The organism is Serratia sp. LTN-2, from assembly GCF_059740205.1.
The window spans coordinates 1-20,660 of sequence record NZ_JCAXDO010000008.1 but is presented as its reverse complement, the minus strand read 5'-3'; the positions used below and the strand labels follow the sequence as shown (position 1 = coordinate 20,660).

Annotated in this window: 18 protein-coding genes and 2 tRNA genes; 14 read left to right on the top strand and 6 right to left on the bottom strand. The window is 59.9% G+C overall.

Going from position 1 to position 20,660, the window contains the following annotated elements:
• Nucleotides 1–47: 47 nt before the first annotated feature.
• The gene (gene rpoS, locus AC6BYQ_RS16190) at nucleotides 48–1,046 is read left to right on the top strand and encodes an RNA polymerase sigma factor RpoS (RefSeq protein ID WP_019455119.1); all 999 of its coding nucleotides are present in this window, start codon (nucleotides 48–50) and stop codon (nucleotides 1,044–1,046) included.
• Between the two features lie 80 nt (nucleotides 1,047–1,126).
• Here the strand turns inward: rpoS and mutS are convergent, their stop codons facing one another.
• The 4 genes from mutS to AC6BYQ_RS16170 form a co-directional block, all read right to left on the bottom strand.
• Nucleotides 1,127–3,682 carry a DNA mismatch repair protein MutS gene (gene mutS / locus AC6BYQ_RS16185; protein ID WP_498057211.1) on the bottom strand — a complete coding sequence of 852 codons (2,556 nt, stop codon included), beginning with the start codon at nucleotides 3,680–3,682 and terminating at the stop codon, nucleotides 1,127–1,129.
• 309 nt (nucleotides 3,683–3,991) lie between these two features.
• Nucleotides 3,992–4,984, bottom strand: coding sequence for a Vgb family protein (locus AC6BYQ_RS16180; RefSeq protein ID WP_498057210.1), 993 nt, complete (start codon nucleotides 4,982–4,984; stop codon nucleotides 3,992–3,994).
• Nucleotides 4,985–5,014: 30 nt separating this feature from the next.
• Entirely contained in the window at nucleotides 5,015–5,986 is a 972-nt protein-coding gene (locus AC6BYQ_RS16175) for an aldo/keto reductase (RefSeq protein ID WP_498057209.1), read from the bottom strand.
• Between the two features lie 12 nt (nucleotides 5,987–5,998).
• Entirely contained in the window at nucleotides 5,999–6,799 is an 801-nt protein-coding gene (locus tag AC6BYQ_RS16170) for an SDR family NAD(P)-dependent oxidoreductase (RefSeq protein ID WP_074055914.1), read from the bottom strand.
• Between the two features lie 106 nt (nucleotides 6,800–6,905).
• On the opposite strand from AC6BYQ_RS16170, the gene AC6BYQ_RS16165 reads away from it, so the two are divergent.
• From AC6BYQ_RS16165 to chbG, 6 genes are all read left to right on the top strand, one after another.
• Nucleotides 6,906–7,799: a LysR family transcriptional regulator gene (locus AC6BYQ_RS16165; protein WP_498057208.1), complete on the top strand. Its 894-nt coding sequence runs from the start codon at nucleotides 6,906–6,908 to the stop codon at nucleotides 7,797–7,799.
• 415 nt (nucleotides 7,800–8,214) lie between these two features.
• Nucleotides 8,215–8,532 carry a PTS sugar transporter subunit IIB gene (locus AC6BYQ_RS16160; RefSeq protein WP_004932561.1) on the top strand — a complete coding sequence of 106 codons (318 nt, stop codon included), beginning with the start codon at nucleotides 8,215–8,217 and terminating at the stop codon, nucleotides 8,530–8,532.
• Nucleotides 8,533–8,544: 12 nt separating this feature from the next.
• Nucleotides 8,545–9,906, top strand: a complete 1,362-nt coding sequence (gene chbC / locus AC6BYQ_RS16155; protein ID WP_063918187.1) for a PTS N,N'-diacetylchitobiose transporter subunit IIC — start codon at nucleotides 8,545–8,547, stop codon at nucleotides 9,904–9,906.
• 43 nt (nucleotides 9,907–9,949) lie between these two features.
• Nucleotides 9,950–11,335, top strand: a complete 1,386-nt coding sequence (locus tag AC6BYQ_RS16150; RefSeq protein WP_498057207.1) for a glycoside hydrolase family 1 protein — start codon at nucleotides 9,950–9,952, stop codon at nucleotides 11,333–11,335.
• A gap of 15 nt (nucleotides 11,336–11,350) precedes the next feature.
• Complete coding sequence (gene chbR, locus AC6BYQ_RS16145) at nucleotides 11,351–12,199, top strand: transcriptional regulator ChbR (protein WP_025159654.1); 849 nt, start codon at nucleotides 11,351–11,353, stop codon at nucleotides 12,197–12,199.
• A 148-nt stretch (nucleotides 12,200–12,347) separates the two neighbouring features.
• The gene (gene chbG / locus AC6BYQ_RS16140; RefSeq protein WP_198635860.1) at nucleotides 12,348–13,109 is read left to right on the top strand and encodes a chitin disaccharide deacetylase; all 762 of its coding nucleotides are present in this window, start codon (nucleotides 12,348–12,350) and stop codon (nucleotides 13,107–13,109) included.
• 9 nt (nucleotides 13,110–13,118) lie between these two features.
• Here chbG and AC6BYQ_RS16135 read toward each other — a convergent pair whose 3' ends face one another.
• Nucleotides 13,119–14,498 carry an MFS transporter gene (locus AC6BYQ_RS16135; protein WP_019455128.1) on the bottom strand — a complete coding sequence of 460 codons (1,380 nt, stop codon included), beginning with the start codon at nucleotides 14,496–14,498 and terminating at the stop codon, nucleotides 13,119–13,121.
• 243 nt (nucleotides 14,499–14,741) lie between these two features.
• On the opposite strand from AC6BYQ_RS16135, the gene pncC reads away from it, so the two are divergent.
• From pncC to recX, 3 genes are all read left to right on the top strand, one after another.
• Nucleotides 14,742–15,230, top strand: coding sequence for a nicotinamide-nucleotide amidase (pncC, locus tag AC6BYQ_RS16130; protein WP_019455129.1), 489 nt, complete (start codon nucleotides 14,742–14,744; stop codon nucleotides 15,228–15,230).
• A gap of 111 nt (nucleotides 15,231–15,341) precedes the next feature.
• A complete protein-coding gene (gene recA, locus AC6BYQ_RS16125) occupies nucleotides 15,342–16,406 on the top strand; it encodes a recombinase RecA (RefSeq protein ID WP_004932541.1) in 1,065 nt (354 codons plus the stop codon).
• Between the two features lie 60 nt (nucleotides 16,407–16,466).
• Entirely contained in the window at nucleotides 16,467–16,979 is a 513-nt protein-coding gene (recX, locus tag AC6BYQ_RS16120; RefSeq protein ID WP_498057206.1) for a recombination regulator RecX, read from the top strand.
• A gap of 40 nt (nucleotides 16,980–17,019) precedes the next feature.
• Here recX and AC6BYQ_RS16115 read toward each other — a convergent pair whose 3' ends face one another.
• The gene (locus AC6BYQ_RS16115) at nucleotides 17,020–17,163 is read right to left on the bottom strand and encodes a hypothetical protein (protein WP_205406914.1); all 144 of its coding nucleotides are present in this window, start codon (nucleotides 17,161–17,163) and stop codon (nucleotides 17,020–17,022) included.
• On the opposite strand from AC6BYQ_RS16115, the gene alaS reads away from it, so the two are divergent.
• The 4 genes from alaS to AC6BYQ_RS16095 all read left to right on the top strand — a co-directional run bounded on the left by alaS (nucleotide 17,113) and on the right by AC6BYQ_RS16095 (nucleotide 20,658).
• Nucleotides 17,113–19,740: an alanine--tRNA ligase gene (alaS, locus tag AC6BYQ_RS16110; RefSeq protein ID WP_025159655.1), complete on the top strand. Its 2,628-nt coding sequence runs from the start codon at nucleotides 17,113–17,115 to the stop codon at nucleotides 19,738–19,740. The genes AC6BYQ_RS16115 and alaS overlap by 51 nt on opposite strands.
• 252 nt (nucleotides 19,741–19,992) lie before the next feature.
• The gene (gene csrA / locus AC6BYQ_RS16105; RefSeq protein WP_004091602.1) at nucleotides 19,993–20,178 is read left to right on the top strand and encodes a carbon storage regulator CsrA; all 186 of its coding nucleotides are present in this window, start codon (nucleotides 19,993–19,995) and stop codon (nucleotides 20,176–20,178) included.
• Between the two features lie 310 nt (nucleotides 20,179–20,488).
• Nucleotides 20,489–20,581, top strand: a tRNA-Ser gene (locus tag AC6BYQ_RS16100).
• Nucleotides 20,582–20,584: 3 nt separating this feature from the next.
• A tRNA-Arg gene (locus tag AC6BYQ_RS16095) sits at nucleotides 20,585–20,658 on the top strand.
• Nucleotides 20,659–20,660: the final 2 nt, after the last annotated feature.

Below are 20,660 nucleotides of genomic sequence, written 5' to 3'. Positions count from 1 at the left end.
AGAATACGCTGAGATTCTGCTCGCGGTATCACGGGTAGGAGCAGCATATGAGCCAAAATACGCTGAAAGTTAACGAGTTACATGATGATGCGGATTTCGACGAGAATGGAGCTGAGGCTGAGTCGTTTGATGAAAAAGCGCTGGTAGAAGAAGAGGCCAGCGAGAACGATTTAGCGGAAGAAGAGCTGTTGTCTCAAGGCGTTACGCAACGCGTATTGGATGCGACGCAGCTCTATCTGGGCGAGATCGGTTATTCCCCTCTGCTGACCGCAGAGGAAGAAGTCTATTTTGCGCGGCGTGCTCTGCGCGGTGACGTGCCGTCCCGCCGCCGCATGATTGAAAGCAACCTGCGGCTGGTAGTGAAAATTGCCCGCCGCTACAGCAACCGCGGTCTGGCGCTGCTGGATCTGATCGAAGAGGGTAACCTCGGTCTGATTCGCGCAGTGGAAAAATTTGACCCGGAACGTGGTTTCCGCTTCTCCACTTATGCAACCTGGTGGATCCGTCAGACGATTGAGCGGGCGATCATGAACCAAACCCGTACCATTCGTTTGCCTATCCATATCGTCAAAGAACTGAATGTCTATCTGCGCACCGCGCGCGAGCTTTCTCATAAACTGGATCATGAACCGAGCGCTGAAGAGATTGCCGAGCAACTCGACAAGCCGGTAGATGACGTCAGCCGCATGCTGCGCCTGAATGAGCGCATCACCTCGGTGGATACGCCGCTGGGCGGGGATTCGGAGAAAGCGCTGCTGGACATTCTGGCCGACGAAAAGGACAACGGGCCTGAAGACACCACGCAAGATGACGATATGAAGCAAAGCATCGTCAAATGGTTGTTCGAACTGAACGCCAAACAGCGTGAAGTGTTGGCGCGTCGTTTCGGCTTGCTGGGCTATGAAGCGGCGACGCTGGAAGACGTGGGCCGGGAGATTGGCCTGACGCGTGAACGCGTCCGTCAGATTCAGGTTGAAGGTCTGCGCCGCCTGCGTGAGATCCTGCAGATGCAGGGTCTGAGCATTGAGGCGCTGTTCCGCGAATAACGCCGGTTGTTGAACCGCATCAAATAAAAACGGTGAGCATGACGCTCACCGTTTTTTTATGCCTGCGTTTATCGCCTCAACTACACCATATTTTTCAGCCGGTAGAGCCATTCCTGCGCCTGGCGCGGTGACAGGGAATCCGGATCCAGCGCCTCCAGAGCTTCTACCGCCGGCGAAGTATCTTCCTGCAGCAGCGTCATCTGGGTGGCATCGACGCTGCCCGATGCGGTGTGGCTGGAGATAGACTCCAGTTCACGCAGCTTCTGACGGGCGCGCTTGATGACGTCGCGCGGCACGCCGGCCAGCGCGGCGACCGCCAGGCCATAGCTTTTGCTGGCGGCGCCGTCCTGCACGGTGTGCATGAAGGCGATGGTGTCGCCGTGTTCAAGCGCATCCAGATGCACGTTGACCACGCCTTCCATTTTCTCCGGCAGGGTCGTCAGCTCGAAGTAGTGGGTGGCGAACAGCGTCATTGCCTTGATGCGGTTAGCCAGGTTCTCGGCGCAGGCCCAGGCCAGCGACAGGCCGTCGTAGGTGGAGGTACCGCGGCCTATCTCATCCATCAACACCAGGCTGTGCTCGGTGGCGTTGTGCAGGATGTTGGCGGTTTCAGTCATCTCCACCATGAAGGTGGAGCGGCCAGAAGCCAGATCGTCCGCCGCGCCGACGCGGGTGAAGATGCGATCCACCGGGCCGATGGTGGCCTTGGTAGCCGGCACATAGCTGCCGATGTGCGCCATCAGCACGATCAGCGCCGTTTGCCGCATATAGGTGCTTTTACCGCCCATGTTAGGGCCGGTGATGATCAGCATGCGACGCTGTGGCGACAGGGTGAGCGGGTTGGAGATAAACGGCTCGCTCAGCACCTGCTCCACCACCGGGTGGCGGCCTTCGGTGATGCGGATCCCCGGCTGCTCGCTCATGGTCGGGCAGGCGTAGTTCAGGGTATCGGCGCGCTCGGCCAGGTTGGCCAGCACGTCCAGCTCGGCCAGTGCGGCGGCGCTTTGTTGCAGTTCCGCCAGGTGCGGCAGCAGCAGGTCGAACAGCTCGTCGTACAGGCTTTTCTCGATCGCCAGTGCCTTACCCTTGGAGGTGAGCACTTTGTCTTCGTACTCTTTCAGTTCCGGGATGATGTAGCGCTCGGCGTTTTTCAGCGTCTGGCGGCGCACATAGTGGATCGGCACCAGGTGGCTTTGGCCGCGGCTGACCTGAATGTAGTAGCCGTGTACGCCGTTGAAGCCGACCTTGAGCGTATCCAGCCCCAGCTTTTCACGCTCGCGGATCTCCAGCCGGTCGAGGTAGTCGCTGGCACCGTCCGCCAGCGCGCGCCACTCGTCCAACTCGCTGTTGTAGCCGGGGGCGATCACGCCGCCGTCGCGCACCAGCACCGGCGGTGATTCAATGACCGCGCGTTCCAACAATTCGCGCAGTTCGTCGAACTGGCCCACCTGCGACAGCAGCTGCTGCACGTGCGGCGTCTCTACGTCTTGCAGCAGCGCGCGGATGTCCGGCAACTGTTGGAAAGCATGGCGCATGCGCGCCAGATCGCGCGGACGGGCGGTACGTAGCGCCAGACGCGCCAAAATACGTTCCTGATCGCCTACCTGGCGCAGCGAAGGCTGCAGATCCACGAACAGCTCCTGCAATGCGCCGATCGCCTGCTGGCGGGCAGTCAGGACCTTGATGTCGCGGGTTGGCATGTGCAGCCAGCGTTTCAGCATGCGGCTGCCCATTGGCGTCACCGTGCGATCGAGGATCGCCGCCAGCGTGTTGTCGCTGCCGCCGGACAAGCTCTGCGTCAGCTCCAGATTACGGCGGGTGGCGGCGTCCATGATGATGCCGTCCTGCTGGCGCTCCATGGTGATGCCGCGAATGTGCGGCAGCGAAGTGCGTTGGGTATCTTTGACGTACTGCAGCAGACAGCCTGCGGCGCGCAGCGCCTGGTGCGCCTGCTCGACGCCAAAGCCGGTCAGATCGCGGGTGCCGAACTGCAGGTTGAGCTGCTGGCGTGCGGTCTCCAGTTCGAATTCCCACAGCGGGCGGCGGCGCAGGCCGTGGCGCTGTTCGATCAGCGCCATTTGTTCGAAGGTTTCCGGGTAGAGCAGCTCGGCCGGATTGGTGCGCTGCAGCTCGGCGGCCATGGTTTCCAGATCCTGCGGCTCGGCGACGCGGAAGCGGCCGGAGCTGACGTCCAGGGTGGCGTAACCGAAGCCGCGCGCGTCTTGCCAGATCGCCGCCAGCAGGTTGTCCTGGCGTTCTTGCAGCAGCGCTTCGTCGGTGATGGTGCCTGGGGTGACGATGCGCACCACTTTGCGCTCGACCGGCCCTTTGCTGGTGGCCGGATCGCCGATCTGTTCGCAGATGGCGACGGATTCGCCGAGCTGCACCAGCTTGGCCAGATAGTTCTCCACCGCGTGGTGCGGCACGCCGGCCATCGGGATCGGTTCGCCCGCCGAGGCGCCACGTTTGGTCAGCGAGATATCCAGCAGTTGGGAAGCGCGCTTGGCGTCGTCGTAAAACAGCTCGTAGAAGTCACCCATGCGGTAGAACAGCAGGATTTCAGGATGCTGGGCCTTGAGGCGCAGGTATTGCTGCATCATCGGCGTGTGCGAATCGAGTTTATCGGTGCTATTCATGCGATTATTTTTCCAATCCATTGAATGTAAAGGTCACTGTGATTTTCATTGTCGTCATTCGCTATCACATTGTTTCAGCAGGCGTCGCCCCATTCAGCGCTTGGCGGGCGGCGCAAATCAAGTCATCAAAACGCCAAACGGCGTGTTCAAACCCAAGGTTTGCACAGACGCTTATACTAGCCCAGCGGGCAATCGGCTGTCACAGGTAAAAATGGGAAGCGCTGCGCAAGGCGGGTTGGTAACGAAGCGAGATTGTCGTTCGTCTGCGGGCAACAACGCAAGTCGCCGCCCGTAGAGGCGGCGCAGAGCTTATTGTGCGGCGGTGAGAGGCAAGGGCAGTTGATAGAGGCGGAAGCTGTCGGGCACGTCAGTTTCATAGCCGGGCAGCAGGCGGTGGCGGATGCGCGACTCACTGACGAAGGCGCAGCCTTGCGGGGTGATGGTCAGGTTGACCGGCGATTCCATGCCTTCGCGCAAGACCTCAAGCTGGTGCATGCCTGCCGCCTTCGGCAACGCGATCCGCAGGATCCGCCCGTGGCCGCTCTGGATCGCGTTTTCCAGCACGATCAGCGCGCCGTCCGGTGCCAACCCCATTCCGTCCGGGTTTTCGATGAGGCGCGGCAGCTGCATTTCCGCCAGCTGCGGCTGGGGATCGTTATAGCTGAGGGTGTAGAGCTTACCGGTACCGAAATTGGCGACTGCCATCAGCCGATCGTCGAGCAGCACGATCCCGGCGGCGCCCAGCCCGCTAGGGGCCGCTAACTGCGGATCCTGAAACAGCGTACTGAATGCCGTCTCGCCTGGCCGCAGGCGCAGGATGCCGCCGCCGCGGGTTTCCGTCACGTACACCGTACCGTCTGCGCCGAGCACGATATCGTTGCCCATTTCGCCCGCCGGCAGCACCAGGCTGCGGTCGAGCGTGCCATCCGCGACATTCAGCGCGTAGATGCGGTTGGCGCGCGCTTTGCCGCCGGAGAGGAAGTCCGGCGAATTGCCCCACAGCAGCCCGCGTTTTTCGTCCAGCCTCAGCGCGTTTGAGGCGAACACCGTGTCAGCGCCGGGGAAAAAGGTTTCCCACGCTTTACCCGGCCGTTTACGCAGCACATTGCCGCTGGTGACAAAGCCGACATACAGGGTGCCGTCCGCCGCGCGGGCGATGCCGTTGGGGTAAAGCGCGCCGGGCGGCAGCGTCATGCTGCTTGCGGCGCAGGCTGCGCTGATGGCGGCCTGTGCCGGAACGCTAAGGGGAAGTGTGGTGGCGAGGGTGAACAACACCGCTCGCACGGTAACAGCGTATGACATGTCTTCTCTCCTGCAATGAAGGCAAATGGGCTACCAGCGCTCGGGGCGGGCAACGCGCGCGATAGGCGCCTCCAGCGCGGCCACGTCTTCCGGCGATAGCCTGAGGGTGAGCGCTGCCAGCGCATCCTGCAGATGATGCGGCTTGGACATGCCCACCAGCGGCGACGCCACGCCGGGTTTGGCCAACAGCCAGGCCAGCGCGATCTGTGCCGGAGGAACGCCGTGCGCGGCGGCCACCTCCGCTACCGCAGCGACGGTACGCTCAACTTCGTCTCTGCCACCGTACCAACGAGGTGCCTGTTCGTCGGTGGCGGCGCGCAGCGTGCCGGCCATGCCTGAACCGGCCAGCACGCCGCGCGCCAGCGGCGACCAGGGCGTCAGGCCGAGCCCCTCTTCCAAACACAGCGGGATCAGCTCTTCTTCGTCTTCACGCGTCACCAGGTTGTATTGGCTCTGCAGCGAAATAAACGGTGCCAGGCGGTGCTGACGTTGAAAGGCCAGCATTTTCATCAAGCGCCAGGCATGCAGTGAAGACGCGCCGAGATAGCGGATCTTGCCCGCCCGCACCAGGGCGTCGAGGGTGTCGGCGGTTTCTTCGATCGGCGTTTCGCTGTCGAAGCGGTGCAGCACGAACAGATCGAGGTAATCCGTCCCCAATCTCTGCAAAGAGGCGTCGACGCTGTGCAGCAGGTGCTTGCGCGACAGCCCGCGGTTGTTCGGCTGCGCATCCATCGGGAAGTAGGCCTTGGTGGCGATCACCACGTCTTCACGACGGGCGAACGCTTTCAGTGCGCGACCGAGGAGACGCTCGCTTTCTCCGCCGGAGTAAATGTTGGCGGTATCGAAGAAATTGATGCCCGCTTCCAGCGCTTCGCGGATAAAGGGGCGCGCTTCATCTTCCTTCAGCACCCAGGGCCGCCAGGCCGGATCGCCGTAGGTCATGCAACCCAGGCAGAGGCGGGACACCTTCAGGCCGCTGTCGCCAAGCCGAACGTAGTTCATGACCTCGTCTCCTCAACGCATGCCGGCGATGGTGTAACCGCCGTCCACCAGCAGGCTTTGGCCGGTGATGAAGCGGGCCTCGTCCGTCGCCAGCCACAGCGCCACATCGCCGATGTCTTCCGATTCGCCCAGGCGGCCGGCGGGCGTATGGGCGATAAAGGGCGCGAACGCCGCGCTGTCGGCCACGCTGCCGCGCGCCATCGGCGTGTCGATGATGCCGGGGTTGATGTTATTGACGCGGATGCCCTGGCCGCTGTATTCGAGCGCCACTGCGCGGATCATCGCATCGAGCGCCCCTTTGCTGGCGGAGTAGCTGGATGAACCGGCCAGTGCGCCGTGGGTCAGCCAGGAGGAGGTGTTGATGATCACGCCGCCCGAGCGTTGAGCCAGGAAGGTTTCAATCTCGTATTTCATCGCCAGCCAGACGCCTCTGAGGTTAATGGCGATAACCCGGTCAAAATCTTCGCTGGTCTGTTCGGTGATGGGGGCGAAGTTGCCGATGATGCCGGCGTTGTTGAAGGCGACGTCGAGCCGGCCGTAATGGGCGGTCACCGCGGCGAGCAGCCGGCGGATATCACCCTCCTGGGCGACGTCGGTCACGATGGGCAGGGCGTCGCCGCCGGCCAACGCGATATCGCGCGCCGTGGCTTCGATCTCCGCCGCGCGCCGGCCGGCCAACGCCACTTTGGCGCCCTCGCGGGCATAGGCCAGCGCTGCGGCGCGGCCGATGCCGGTGCCGCCGCCGCTCACCAGTACGACTTTACCCGCCAGCCTGCGCGGCGTTTCATGAGTTGGAGCTGTAGCATTAATCATCGCATCGATACCTGGTAATGGGTTCGATCGCAATGCTATGTTGTTAGATGACGGATAACTATCCGCTAAAAATTCATCTCACTATTAGATAATTTATATCAATAGCATGAAGAAACCCGAACTGTCCGGCCTGGCGGCCTTTGTGGCTATCGCCAGTGAACGCAGCTTCCGCCGCGCCGCCGCTCGGCTGGGCGTAACGCCGCCGACGCTGACCCACACCCTGCGCGAGCTGGAGGCGCAGGTGGGCATTCGCCTGCTGAACCGCACCACCCGCAACGTCTCGCCGACAGAAGCCGGCGAGCATCTGCTGGCGCAGCTGGTGCCGGCCTTTACCGATATCGACGCCGCGCTGGAGAGCCTGAATGCGTTTCGCGACGGGCCGCGCGGCCTGGTGCGCATCAACGCGCCGCGTTCGGCCATCGAGCTCGCCATCGTGCCGCTTCTGGGGCGCTTGGCCAGCGAGTACCCCGGCATTACGCTGGAAGTGGTGGCGGACGAGGGGTTCGCCAACATCGTCGAACAAGGCTTTGACGCCGGTATCCGGCTCGGTGAGGATCTGCACAACGATATGCGCGCGGTGCGCGTGACGCCAGATCTGCGTTTTGCCATCGTCGCCACGCCGGACTATTTTCAACGGCATGGCGAACCGGCACACCCGCAGGATTTGCTGCAGCATCGCTGCATCGGTTGGCGCAAGGCCTCTTCGGGCGAGCGCTACAAATGGGCGTTTCAGCAGGGCGAGCAGCGATTTTCCGTGGCGGTCAACAGCCCGCTGATCGTGGATGACGCCAGACTGTTGCTGCAGGCGGCGTTGGCACACGTCGGCATTGCTTTCGCCATCGAGCAGGAGGTGGAAGAACACCTGGCGAGCGGTCGGCTGCGGCGAGTGTTGGCCGACTGGTGCGCGCCGTTTCCCGGTTTTTACCTCTATTATCCCAATCGTAGAAATCACCCCGTGGCGTTGACCACGATGATCGAGTTGCTGCGTCTGCCCACGTAATCCTCCCCACGCCACCGCGTGCGGGATGGCAGGGGGGAATCAAGCCTGAACTATTTTTATATCCTCTCCATTTGTTCCGGCTCAAATAAACCCTTAAATTCTCAGCGCGTTCATAACTGGCTGTTTATAATTGCTATTTGAGTATTTATTGCGAATATTCTGAGTTTTTATCGGTTATTTGAGAGCCCGGTCACACTATTTTTTTGTGCGAAATGTGAAGAGGGTCAATCCGCCAGGTCAATGAGAGACGGTTATGTCCCCTCCTGGCTTACCGATCCGTTTTTCATGCTCCGTATACTGTCCGTAACCAGGGCAACGTGACGGAAATTTTCATAAGGAATGTGCGTGAAGCAATCGTGATTGCATCTGGCATACAAATAACACGGGGTTTTTTTGATTATCTGAGGTGCTTGGTATGGAAAAGAAAAAAATCTATCTGTTTTGTTCTGCCGGTATGTCCACTTCCCTGTTGGTATCAAAAATGAAGGCGCAGGCAGAGAAATATGAAGTGCCGGTGATCATCGCCGCTTACCCGGAAGCGCTGGCCGCCGAGAAGGGCGTTGAGGCGGATCTGATCCTGCTGGGGCCGCAGATCGCCTACACCTTGCCGGAAGTGCAAAAACAGCTGCCCAACAAACCTGTGGAAGTCATCGATCCGCTGCTGTACGGCAAGGTCGATGGGCTGGGCGTACTGAAGGCCGCGGTGGCCGCCATCAAGAAAGCCAACCAATAACAGGAGGCCGCCGTGAATACCCTCATTGCCTCGCTCGAGAAGGTTATCCTGCCTTTCGCCGTAAAAATCGGTAAGCAGCCCCACGTCAACGCCATCAAGAACGGCTTTATCCGCCTGATGCCGCTGACCTTGACCGGGGCGATGTTCGTGTTGATCAACAACGTGTTCCTCAGCTTCGGTGAGGGATCGTTCTTCTATTCGTTGGGCGTGAGGTTGGACGCCTCCACCATCGAGACGCTTAACGGCCTGAAGAGCATCGGCGGCAGCGTTTACAACGGTACGCTGGGGATCATGTCCCTGATGACGCCGTTCTTTATCAGCATGGCGTTGGCCGAAGAGCGCAAGGTCGATCCGCTGGCCTCGGCACTGCTGGCGGTGGCGGCCTTCATGACCGTCACGCCGTTCAACGTCGGCGAGGCCTATGCGGTGGGCGCCAACTGGCTGGGCGGCGCCAACATCATTTCCGGTATGGTGATCGGGCTGGCGGTGGCTGAGATGTTTGCTTTCATCGTGCGGCGCAACTGGGTGATCAGCCTGCCGGACAGCGTGCCGGCTTCGGTGTCGCGCTCTTTCTCGGCGCTGATCCCCGGCTTCATCATCCTCTCCATCATGGGGCTGGTGGCGTTCGCGCTGGCGCATTGGGGCACCAACTTCCACCAGATCATCATGGACGGCATTTCGGCGCCGCTGGCCAAGATGGGCAGCGTGGTGGGTTGGGTGTACGTGCTGTTCTCTTCGCTGCTGTGGTTCTTTGGGGTGCACGGCTCCATGGCGCTGGCGGCGCTGGACAGCGGCATCATGACGCCGTTCGCGCTGGAAAACGTGGAGCTGTACAACAAATACGGTTCTGTCGAAGCGGCGGTGGCCGCCGGTAAAGAGTTCCACATGTGGGCGAAACCGTTCGTCGACTCTTATATCTACCTCGGTGGCACCGGCTCGACGCTGGGCCTGATCATCGCCATCTTCATCGCTTCGCGCCGCGAGGATTACCGCCAGGTCGCCAAGTTGGCGACACCATCCGGCATTTTCCAGATCAACGAGCCGATCCTGTTCGGCCTGCCGGTGATCATGAACCCGGTGATGTTCATTCCGTTTATTCTGGTGCAGCCGGTGCTGACCATTATCACCTCGCTGGCTTATTACTCCGGGCTGATCCCGCCGATCACCAACATCGCGCCCTGGACCATGCCGGTCGGCCTGGGGGCGTTCTTCAACACCAACGGCAGCATCATGGCCATGTTGCTGAGCCTGTTCAACCTGGCGGTCGCCACCGTGATTTACCTGCCGTTCGTGGCGATCTCCAACAAGGCGCAGAGCCAGATCGATGCGGCGACAGAAAGCGAAGAAGACATCGCCAACGCGCTGAAATTCTAACTGTGGAACGGGGCGGCGCGGCCGCCCCGCGAGGGACGCGAGTATGGAATATCAATTTGCCGACGGGTTCTGGTGGGGCAGCGCCACCTCCGCGCCGCAGTCTGAAGGGGCGGCCGCGCGGGACGGCAAGAGCCGCAACATCTTCGACTATTGGTACGAGATCGCGCCCGAGCGCTTTCACGATCGGGTCGGGCCGGCCGAGGCCTCGACCTTTTATGACCATTTCCGCACCGACATCGGGCTGCTCAAAACGTTGGGCCACAATACCTTCAGAACGTCGATCTCGTGGTCGCGGCTGATCCCGGACGGCGACGGCGAGGTGAACCCGCAGGCGGTGGCGTTCTACAACGCGATGATCGACGAGCTGCTGGCGCAGGGCATCACCCCGTTTATCAATCTCTATCACTTCGATATGCCGCTGTGCATGCAGCAGCGCGGCGGCTGGGAAAGCCGGGCGGTGATCGAGGCCTACGCGCGTTACGCCGATACCTGTTTCGGCCTGTTTGGCGATCGGGTCACCCACTGGTTCACCTTCAACGAGCCGATCGTGCCGGTGGAGGCCGGTTACCTGAATGACTTGCACTACCCTTGCGTGGTGGACTTCAAACGGGCGGTCACCGTGGCGTATCACAGCGTACTGGCGCATGCCATGGCGGTGCAGCGTTTCAGAGCGCGCGGGTTGCCGGGGAGCATCGGCATCATTCTGAATCTGAGCCCGACCTATCCGCGCTCCGATGCGCCGGAGGATCTGCAGGCCGCACACGACGCCGATCTGCTGCTCAATCGCAGCTTTCTCGATCCGGTCGCCAAGGGGCGTTATCCGACGGCGCTGCTGCACCTGTTGGAGCAGTATGGGCTGATGCCGCACTGCGAGCCGCAGGACGCGCAGCTGATCGAAGGCGGCGTGGTGGATATCCTCGGCGTCAACTACTACCAGCCGCGCAGGGTGCAGGCGAAAGAGGGGCGTTGCGCCGCAGGGCCAATCGCATCGCCGGAGGATTTGTTCAGCTACTATGCAATGCCGGGCCGCAAAATCAATCCGCATCGCGGCTGGGAGATCTATGAGAAGGGGCTGTACGACATCCTGATGGATCTGAAAGAGAACTACGGCAATCTGCCTTGTTATATTTCGGAAAACGGCATGGGCGTCGAGGGCGAAGAAGCGTTTATCGGTGCCGATGGGCGGGTGGAGGACGATTACCGCATCGACTTTATTCGCGAGCACCTGAAGTGGCTGCACCGCGCGCTGGCGGAAGGCTCGCAGTGCAAGGGCTATCATCTGTGGACCTTTATCGATTGCTGGTCCTGGCTGAATGCCTACAAGAATCGGTATGGGCTGGTGCGGCTGGATCGGGCGGATCAGCGGCGCACCATCAAGAAAAGCGGTTACTGGTTTGCCGAGGCGGCCAGACGCAACGGATTTGACTAACGGGAGGCCGGCGCCGTGTCCGATAACCGAATTTCACTGAGCGCAAACGACGTGAAGCTGATTCGCGAGCAGGATTTCTTTAACTGCAAAGATTTTCACCTGTTTATCTACAACAAGGTGGAAAGCGCCACCGGGCTGCATCAGCACGACTATTACGAGTTCACCATCGTGCTGAGCGGCAAATGCTATCAGGAGATCAACGGCAAACGGGTGCTGCTGGAACGGGGGGATTTCGTCTTTATTCCTATCGGTTCCTACCACCAGAGCTTTTACGAGTTCGGCGCGACGAAAATCTTCAACGTGGCGGTCAGCAAAGCGTTCTTTGAAGAGCATTACTTGCAACAGCTGCCGCGTTGTTTCGTCGCCTCGCAGGCCTACAGCCTGAGAAGCGAGTTTTTGGCCTATATCGAATCGGTGGTGAGCTCGCCGCAGTTTCGCGAGGACGACTTCGCCGAATTCCTCGAAACATTGACCTTCTACGTGATCAGCCGCATCCGACATTATAAAGAAGAAAACGACGGCGGCGATGATATCCCGCAGTGGCTGAAGAACACCCTGGCCGGCATGCATGACAAGGCGATGTTCGGCGAAAAGGCGTTGGCGAACATGGTGGCGCTGTCGGGGAAAACTCAGGAGTACCTGACCCGGGCGATGCGGCGCTACTATCAGAAGACGCCGATGCAGGTGATCAATGAGATTCGCATCAACTTCGCCAAGACGCAGCTGGAGGTCACCAACTATTCGGTCTCCGACATCGCTTTTGATTCCGGCTATGGCGATGTCAGCCTGTTCATTAAAAACTTCAAGCGGCTCACCGACGTGACCCCAGGCAACTACCGAAAAAAGTGTTACGGCCCTCTTTAGGGCCGCTCCCGATCAGTATCAACGCCGATATGCCGATGAGCTTCAGGACGCCGGTCGGTTAATCATTTGATTTTTACCTTAACGAGGGGGAATGCCGCGCCGAGCGGTCGGCCTTCCCTTGCCAAAAATCTATCCCGCGGGAGTCTCTATGGAAAAACTACTGATCGTGAATGCCGACGATTTCGGCCTGAGCAAAGGGCAGAACTATGGCGTCATCGAGGCGTATCAGCATGGCGTCGTTTCCTCCACCACGGCGATGGTGAACGGCGGCGGCGCGCAGCACGCGGCGGCGCTCAGCCGGCAATATCCGGGGTTGCCGATCGGGCTGCATTTCGTTTTGACCCATGGCAAGCCGCTGGGCGCCATGCCTTCGCTGGTCAACGAACATGGCGAACTGGGCAAATGGCTGTGGCGCCGCGCCGAGGCCGGCGAGCTGCAGCTGGACGAAATTCACGAGGAGCTGCAGCGCCAGTTCGCGCGCTTCGTGACGCTGTTCGGCCGGCCGCCGACGCATATCGATAGCCACCACCATGTGCATATGCAGCCGCAGATTTATCCGCTGGTGGAGGCGTTCGCGCAGGCGCAGGGTCTGCCGCTGCGCCTCGATCGCGAAGAGGCGAAACGGCGCGATATTACGTTGCAGATGCCCTGCAGCACCGATGCGTTTGACGCGGGATTCTACGGTGAGGCTATCTCCGAAGCCTTGTTCCTGCAGAGGTTGGCGCGTGCCGACGAGCAGGGCGTCGAGTCATTGGAAATAATGTGCCACCCGGCGTTTCTCGATGCGACCATTCTGCAGAGCCAATACTGCCACCCGCGCCTCGTCGAGCTGGATGTGTTGACCGCGCCGACGCTGAAAGCGACGATCGCCGAACGCGGTTTCCTGCTGGGCTCCTTCCAGGATCTGTAACGCCGCCGTTTACAGCATGGCGTGCGCCTTTTTCAGGCCGGTGTCCTCTTCCGGATCGGCGCCCTGAGGCAAAGGCTCCACCTCTTGTTCTTCGGGCTGCGGATCGTCGACCTCGGGCGCCGCTTCCGGCGGCGGCATGGTGTCGTGAATGATCTGTTCATCGAAGGTCGGGTTGAGCGCCGGCGACAGCGGCGAACTGGCGAGGCTGTCCGGCAGCGGGATGTGCGGCACCGGCGCGTCCTGCGCCAGCTGCGGTTCCTCCGCTTTCGTCGTGCGGCTGAGGGCCGCCAACAGCACGCCGCACAGGGCGAAGAAGGCGTACAGGATATTGCCGCCCAGCGGTTCGATCAGCGCGCCGACCGCCAATGGCCCGATGCTGGCGCCGACGCCGAACGCCATCAGCAGACAGGCGGCCAGCGAGACGCGGCGCTCCGGCTCTATCAGATCGTTGGCCAGCGCCACCGCCAGCGGGTAGAGCGTAAATTGCAGCATGCTGACGACGAACCCGACCGCCAGCAGCAGCGGGAAATCGATGTGCGGCAGCAGCGCCAGCGGCAGCGCCGCTACGATCAGCAAAATGGCGTTGAGGCGCATCAGCAAGGGGCGGTTGTAGCGATCCGACAGCCAACTGAGCGGAAACTGCGCCACCAGCCCGGCGAAGATGGACAGCGCCATGAACAGGCCGGTTTGCTGAGTGGTTAAGGATTGCAGGCTGGCGTAGACCGGCGCTAGGCCGTAAAACGAGCCGACCACCATGCCGATCACCAGCGTGGTGGCCAATACTTTGGGGATGGCGCCGACGAAGTAACGCAGTTCCATCGGAGCCGGCGACATGTGGCGCGCATTGGTGCGGGTAGTGAGGGCGATCGGCACCAGGCAGAGCGCGAAGCACAGTGCGATCACCAGCAGCGTGGCGATACCCAGGTTGCTTTGCAGCATCAGCACGATTTGGCCCAGCGACATGCCGAGATAGGTCGCCGCCATATAGAAACCGAACACCATGCCGCGCTGGTTGGATTCCGCCTGGTCGTTCAGCCAGCTTTCCAGCACCATGTACTGGCACATCATGCACAGCCCGATCACCAGACGCAGCGCGACCCAGGCGGGAATGAACTCCGTCAGGCCGTGCCCCAGCACCGCGGCGGTGATGATGCCGGCGCAGGCTACGTAGGCGCGGATATGCCCGACGCGGGCGATGAGAAAGTGGCCGACCTTGCCGCCGATCACCAATCCGATGTAGTTGGCGGCGATGATGGCGCCGATCAGCGCGCTGCTGACATGGATGGAGGTCAGCCGCAGCGAGACGTAGGTAGTGAGCAGGCCCGAGCCCAACAGCAGCAGCAGGGTGGTGGTGTACAACGGCAAGAATACGCCCAACGTTTTTTTCACTCTATCATCCTAATCTCTTCGGGTGCGCCCTGAGGCCGCCGCCGCAGCGCGCCGCCTCCGTGATGTTCCTTGTGCTGGTGCGCCGCCGCTCGATGGGGCGCTTCTTTTGATACTAGCAGCTTGACCGGGCGCTTAAAACCGCACCGCCTGCGAGGCGCTGCGCATTTCCACGCGCCGGCCGCCGCGTCGCCTTGATAAATGCTACTATCGGGCGCATATACCTGAATTCGCGAAGGAGGGGTTATGAGTGAAAACCAACTGCGCCGGCTCAGCGTGCTGGCGGGGGAGAAACTGAAGGCGCAGAACCGCTGGATCACCTGCGCGGAATCCTGCACCGGCGGCGGTATCGCCAAGGCCATTACCGACATCGCCGGCAGCTCTGCCTATTTCGATCGCGGTTTCGTCACCTACAGCAATGCGGCGAAGCATGACCTGCTGGGGGTGAGCGAAGCCACGTTGACGGCGCACGGCGCGGTCAGTGCAGAGGTGGTGCGCGAGATGGCGATAGGGGCGCTGCGTGCGGCGCGGGCCGATCTGGCGCTGTCGGTGAGCGGCATCGCCGGCCCGGACGGCGGCAGCGAGGAAAAGCCGGTCGGCACCGTGTGGTTCGGCTTCGCCAACAGCGATGGCCGGGGGCTGGTGCGCAAGATGCAATTCAAGGGCGACCGCGATGCGGTGCGGCTGCAGGCGACGATCTTCGCGCTGCAAACCGCCATTGACGAATTTTTGTAAATTAGGCTTGATACTGTATGACCATACAGTATAATTAGTGACATTTCCTGCACAACATACATTCAGTGGCAGTGTGGGGTAACACCGGCATTGCGAAACGAAGGAGCAAAAATGGCTATTGATGAGAACAAGCAAAAGGCGTTAGCTGCGGCACTGGGCCAGATTGAGAAACAGTTCGGCAAAGGCTCCATCATGCGTCTGGGTGAAGACCGCTCCATGGACGTGGAAACGATCTCCACCGGCTCACTGTCACTCGATATCGCCCTGGGCGCCGGCGGCCTGCCGATGGGCCGCATCGTAGAAATCTACGGCCCGGAATCGTCCGGTAAAACCACGTTGACGCTGCAGGTGATCGCCGCTGCGCAGCGCGAAGGCAAAACCTGTGCGTTCATCGACGCCGAGCACGCGCTGGATCCTATCTATGCGAAAAAGCTGGGCGTCGATATCGACAACCTGCTGTGCTCGCAGCCGGACACCGGCGAGCAAGCGCTGGAAATCTGTGATGCGCTGACCCGCTCCGGTGCGGTTGACGTTATCATCGTCGACTCCGTGGCGGCGCTGACGCCGAAGGCGGAAATCGAAGGTGAAATCGGCGATTCGCACATGGGCCTGGCGGCGCGCATGATGAGCCAGGCGATGCGTAAGCTGGCCGGCAACCTGAAAAACGCCAACACCCTGCTGATCTTCATCAACCAGATCCGTATGAAAATCGGCGTGATGTTCGGCAACCCGGAAACCACGACCGGCGGTAACGCCCTGAAGTTCTATGCTTCGGTGCGTCTGGATATCCGCCGCATCGGCGCCATCAAAGAGGGCGATGAAGTGGTGGGCAGCGAAACCCGCGTGAAAGTGGTGAAGAACAAAATCGCTGCGCCATTCAAGCAGGCTGAGTTCCAAATCATGTACGGCGAAGGCATCAACAGCCGCGGCGAACTGGTCGATCTGGGCGTGAAGCACAAGATGATCGAAAAAGCCGGCGCCTGGTACAGCTATAACGGCGAGAAGATCGGTCAGGGCAAGGCGAACGCCTGTAACTTCCTGAAAGAAAATCCGGCGATCGCCGCCGAGCTGGACAAGAAGCTGCGCGACCTGCTACTGCACAGCGGTGGTGAACTGGTGGCCGCTTCCGGTGACGACTTCGAAGACGACGAAGCGGAAACCAGCGAGCAGTTCTAATCGCTGAAGGTATGCGCCGCCGCTTGTGTGGCGCATATCCCATAAATTCAGGCTTGAATGATGAATGATTTGCTAAGCCGCGCCATGCGCCTGCTGTCGCAACGCGATCATAGTGAAGCTGAACTGCGCCGCAAACTTGCGGCGCAGCCGTTTGTGGCGAAAGCCCGTTTTGGTAGCAAGGGGCCACATGCGCCGGCATCATCGCCGGTGGCTGAAGAGCCGGTGGATCCTACGCAGATCGAGCAGGTTGTCGCCTACTGTTATCAGCATAACTGGCTGGACGATCGGCGTTTCGTTCACAGTTACATCGGTAGCCGCAGCCGCAAGGGTTATGGCGCGCAGCGCATCCGCAGCGAACTGATGCAAAAGGGCGTGGATAAAGCGCTGGTGCAGGACGCGCTGGCGGAATGCGACATCGACTGGTGTGAACAGGCTAAACAGGTGGCGCAGCGAAAATTTGGCGATGTATTGCCAACCGACTGGAAAGAGAAAGCCAAAGTGCAGCGTTATCTGCTCTATCGCGGCTTCTTCCAGGAAGAAATTCAGTCAATTTACCGTGATTTTGCGCAATGAGCGCACACGGGGTTTTACTTCCCTCTGAAGAAAATTTATCTTATCCCCACTTTTTGTTCGTGAGCTGGTTGTCATCGTCGGGATGACGCGTCGCCGGCTCACGTGTCGTTATTCTAGCCTTTCCAGGAAAATTATGAGCAAGAGCACCGCTGAGATCCGTCAAGCGTTTCTCGATTTCTTTCATAGTAAGGGTCACCAGGTTGTAGCAAGCAGCTCCCTGGTGCCTAACAATGATCCGACATTGCTGTTTACCAATGCCGGCATGAACCAATTTAAGGATGTTTTCCTGGGGCTCGACAAACGCGCCTATTCCCGCGCCACCACCTCGCAGCGCTGCGTGCGCGCAGGCGGCAAGCATAACGACCTGGAAAACGTCGGTTATACCGCTCGTCACCACACCTTCTTTGAAATGCTGGGCAACTTCAGCTTCGGCGATTACTTCAAGCACGACGCTATCAGCTACGCGTGGGAACTGCTGACCGGTGAAAACTGGTTCAACCTGCCGAAAGAAAGACTGTGGGTCACCGTATATGAAACCGATGACGAAGCGTTCGATATCTGGCAGAAGCAAATCGGCGTTCCGGCCGAGCGCATTATCCGCATCGGTGACAACAAGGGCGCGCCTTTCGCTTCCGATAACTTCTGGCAGATGGGCGACACCGGCCCATGCGGCCCGTGCACCGAGATTTTCTACGATCACGGCGATCACATCTGGGGTGGCCCTCCAGGCAGCCCGGAAGAAGACGGCGACCGTTACATCGAGATCTGGAACATCGTTTTCATGCAGTTCAACCGTCAGTCCGACGGCACCATGCTGCCGTTGCCGAAACCTTCGGTGGATACCGGCATGGGTCTGGAGCGCATCGCGGCGGTGTTGCAGCATGTGAACTCCAACTATGAGATCGACCTGTTCCGCACCCTGATCGCCGCCGTAGCGAAAGTGACCGGCGCGACCGATCTGGACAACAAATCCCTGCGCGTTATCGCTGACCACATCCGTTCCTGCGCCTTCCTGGTGTCGGACGGCGTGATCCCGTCTAACGAAAACCGCGGCTACGTGCTGCGACGCATCATTCGTCGCGCGATCCGTCATGGCAACATGTTGGGCGCGAAAGACACCTTCTTCTACAAGCTGGTGGCACCGCTGATCGAAGTGATGGGCCCGGCGGCCGACGAGCTGAAACGCCAGCAATCGTTGGTTGAGCAGGTGCTGAAAACCGAAGAAGAGCAGTTTGCCCGCACGCTGGAGCGCGGCCTGGCGCTGCTGGACGAAGAGCTGGCCAAGCTGCAGGGCGATACCCTGGACGGCGAAACCGCTTTCCGTCTGTACGACACCTATGGCTTCCCGGTCGATCTGACCGCTGACGTTTGCCGTGAGCGCGGTCTGAAAGTTGACGAAGCAGGCTTTGAAGAGGCGATGGAAGCCCAGCGCCGCCGCGCGCGTGAGTCCAGCGGTTTCGGTGCCGACTACAACAGCCTGATCCGCGTGGACGGCAGCAGCCAGTTCAGCGGCTACGATCACGACGAGCAGCAGGCGACGGTCATCGCACTGTTCCGCGACGGCCAGCCGGTCGATCAGATCAGCGCCGGCGAAGAGGCGGTGGTGGTGCTGGATGAGACGCCGTTCTACGGTGAGTCCGGCGGTCAGGTCGGCGATAAAGGCGTGCTGAAAGCCGCCGGCGCAGAATTTGTGGTCAACGACACCCAGAAATACGGCCAGGCTATCGGTCATCAAGGCAAGCTGGCGCAAGGTTCGCTGAAGCTGAACGATCGCGTTGACGCGCAGATCGATACCGAGCGGCGCAACAGCATCCGTCTGAACCACTCCGCAACCCACCTGTTGCACGCCGCACTGCGCCAAACGTTGGGCGACCACGTTGCGCAGAAAGGCTCGCTGGTTAACGACAAATACCTGCGTTTCGACTTCTCGCATTTCGAAGCGATGAAACCAGAGCAAATCCGCGCGGTGGAAGATCTGGTGAACCAGCAGGTACGCCGCAACCTGCCGGTACAGACCGAGCTGATGGCGTTGGAAGATGCCAAAGAGAAGGGCGCGATGGCGCTGTTCGGCGAGAAGTACGATGACAACGTGCGCGTGTTGACCATGGGCGACTTCTCCACCGAACTGTGCGGCGGTACCCATGCCAGCCGCACCGGCGACATTGGCCTGTTCCGCATTCTGAGCGAGTCGGGCACCGCGGCGGGCATCCGTCGTATCGAAGCGGTGACCGGCGCAGGCGCTATCGCCACGCTGCACCAGCAAAGCGATTTGTTGCAAGACGTTGCGCAGCTGGTCAAGGGCGACAGCAACAACCTGACCGATAAAGTGCGCTCGGTGCTCGATCGCACCCGCGCGCTGGAAAAAGAACTGCAGCAGTTGAAAGATCAGCAGGCGGCGCAGGAAAGCGCGTCGCTGTCCAGCCAGGCGAAAGTGGTTAACGGCGTGAAGCTGTTGGTCAGCCAGTTGGATAATGTCGAAGCCAAAATGCTGCGCACCATGGTGGATGACCTGAAAAATCAATTGGGTTCGGCCATCATCGTGTTGGCAACGACGGCTGACGACAAAGTCAGTCTGGTCGCAGGCGTGACCAAGGATCTGACTGACCGCGTAAAAGCCGGCGAGTTGATCGGCAACGTGGCGCAGCAGGTAGGCGGCAAGGGCGGTGGTCGCCCGGATATGGCGATGGCGGGGGGGACGGATATCAACGCCCTGCCAGCGGCGTTAAACAGCGTAGAAGCCTGGGTGGCCTCGAAGCTGTGAACATAAATAAATAGCACGGACAAACGCCATAATACTTTGTTGATTATGGCGTTTTCATACTGTGCTAACACAATTTAGTTACAATTGCGGGAACAAAGTTTTTCAGGTCGGCTAAACTTACCATTATCTGAGGTGGGACCAAGTCTGCTTACACTTATTGTGGATTGCGTGGCTTACGTTTTCACCACATATGATGGATAATGACGGGGAAACTGAGAGACCCGACTCTTTTAATCTTTCAAGGAGCAAAGAATGTTAATTCTGACTCGTCGAGTTGGTGAAACCCTCATGATTGGCGATGAGGTTACGGTCACTGTGCTAGGGGTAAAAGGCAACCAGGTGCGTATTGGTGTGAACGCCCCCAAAGAGGTTTCGGTTCACCGTGAAGAAATCTATCAGCGCATTCAGGCAGAGAAGTCTCAGCAGACGACTTACTGATTCCGAAGCAGCGTCTCGTTGCCAGACGAGACGCTACTGCATCGTTTTAGCCACTTCTTTCGTTCTCCCCTCTCTTTTTCGTGATTATTTTCCCGGTTAGTTTCCTGCTTTGTTGCGATAAACGCTGCGGTTGCCTGTTGATAAAACGCCCTTTTTGCCGTGAAATCGCCCATGTTGGGTGTGAATTGTGCAAACGCGCATGAGTTGGGAAAAATTGTTTGACTTAAAAGTCGGAGAAAGTAATATGTGCGCCACGCAGTGCCGATGAGCTTCTCTAAAGCAAGTTAGGCACAATTCGAAAGAAGCGTATGGTGAGGTGGCCGAGAGGCTGAAGGCGCTCCCCTGCTAAGGGAGTATGCGGTCAAAAGCTGCATCCGGGGTTCGAATCCCCGCCTCACCGCCATTTGCATCCGTAGCTCAGCTGGATAGAGTACTCGGCTACGAACCGAGCGGTCGGAGGTTCGAATCCTCCCGGATGCACC

What these genes read in the sequence shown, in the direction of transcription:
- AC6BYQ_RS16150 (WP_498057207.1), top strand. Translation starts at nt 9,950, where the DNA reads ATGGAATATCAATTTGCCGACGGGTTCTGGTGGGGCAGCGCCACCTCC.
- pncC (WP_019455129.1), top strand. Translation starts at nt 14,742, where the DNA reads ATGAGTGAAAACCAACTGCGCCGGCTCAGCGTGCTGGCGGGGGAGAAA.
- AC6BYQ_RS16170 (WP_074055914.1), bottom strand. Translation starts at nt 6,799, where the DNA reads ATGATTAATGCTACAGCTCCAACTCATGAAACGCCGCGCAGGCTGGCG.
- AC6BYQ_RS16160 (WP_004932561.1), top strand. Translation starts at nt 8,215, where the DNA reads ATGGAAAAGAAAAAAATCTATCTGTTTTGTTCTGCCGGTATGTCCACT.
- AC6BYQ_RS16165 (WP_498057208.1), top strand. Translation starts at nt 6,906, where the DNA reads ATGAAGAAACCCGAACTGTCCGGCCTGGCGGCCTTTGTGGCTATCGCC.
- AC6BYQ_RS16180 (WP_498057210.1), bottom strand. Translation starts at nt 4,984, where the DNA reads ATGTCATACGCTGTTACCGTGCGAGCGGTGTTGTTCACCCTCGCCACC.
- rpoS (WP_019455119.1), top strand. Translation starts at nt 48, where the DNA reads ATGAGCCAAAATACGCTGAAAGTTAACGAGTTACATGATGATGCGGAT.
- AC6BYQ_RS16175 (WP_498057209.1), bottom strand. Translation starts at nt 5,986, where the DNA reads ATGAACTACGTTCGGCTTGGCGACAGCGGCCTGAAGGTGTCCCGCCTC.
- csrA (WP_004091602.1), top strand. Translation starts at nt 19,993, where the DNA reads ATGTTAATTCTGACTCGTCGAGTTGGTGAAACCCTCATGATTGGCGAT.
- alaS (WP_025159655.1), top strand. Translation starts at nt 17,113, where the DNA reads ATGAGCAAGAGCACCGCTGAGATCCGTCAAGCGTTTCTCGATTTCTTT.
- recX (WP_498057206.1), top strand. Translation starts at nt 16,467, where the DNA reads ATGAATGATTTGCTAAGCCGCGCCATGCGCCTGCTGTCGCAACGCGAT.
- AC6BYQ_RS16115 (WP_205406914.1), bottom strand. Translation starts at nt 17,163, where the DNA reads ATGAAAGAAATCGAGAAACGCTTGACGGATCTCAGCGGTGCTCTTGCT.
- recA (WP_004932541.1), top strand. Translation starts at nt 15,342, where the DNA reads ATGGCTATTGATGAGAACAAGCAAAAGGCGTTAGCTGCGGCACTGGGC.
- chbG (WP_198635860.1), top strand. Translation starts at nt 12,348, where the DNA reads ATGGAAAAACTACTGATCGTGAATGCCGACGATTTCGGCCTGAGCAAA.
- mutS (WP_498057211.1), bottom strand. Translation starts at nt 3,682, where the DNA reads ATGAATAGCACCGATAAACTCGATTCGCACACGCCGATGATGCAGCAA.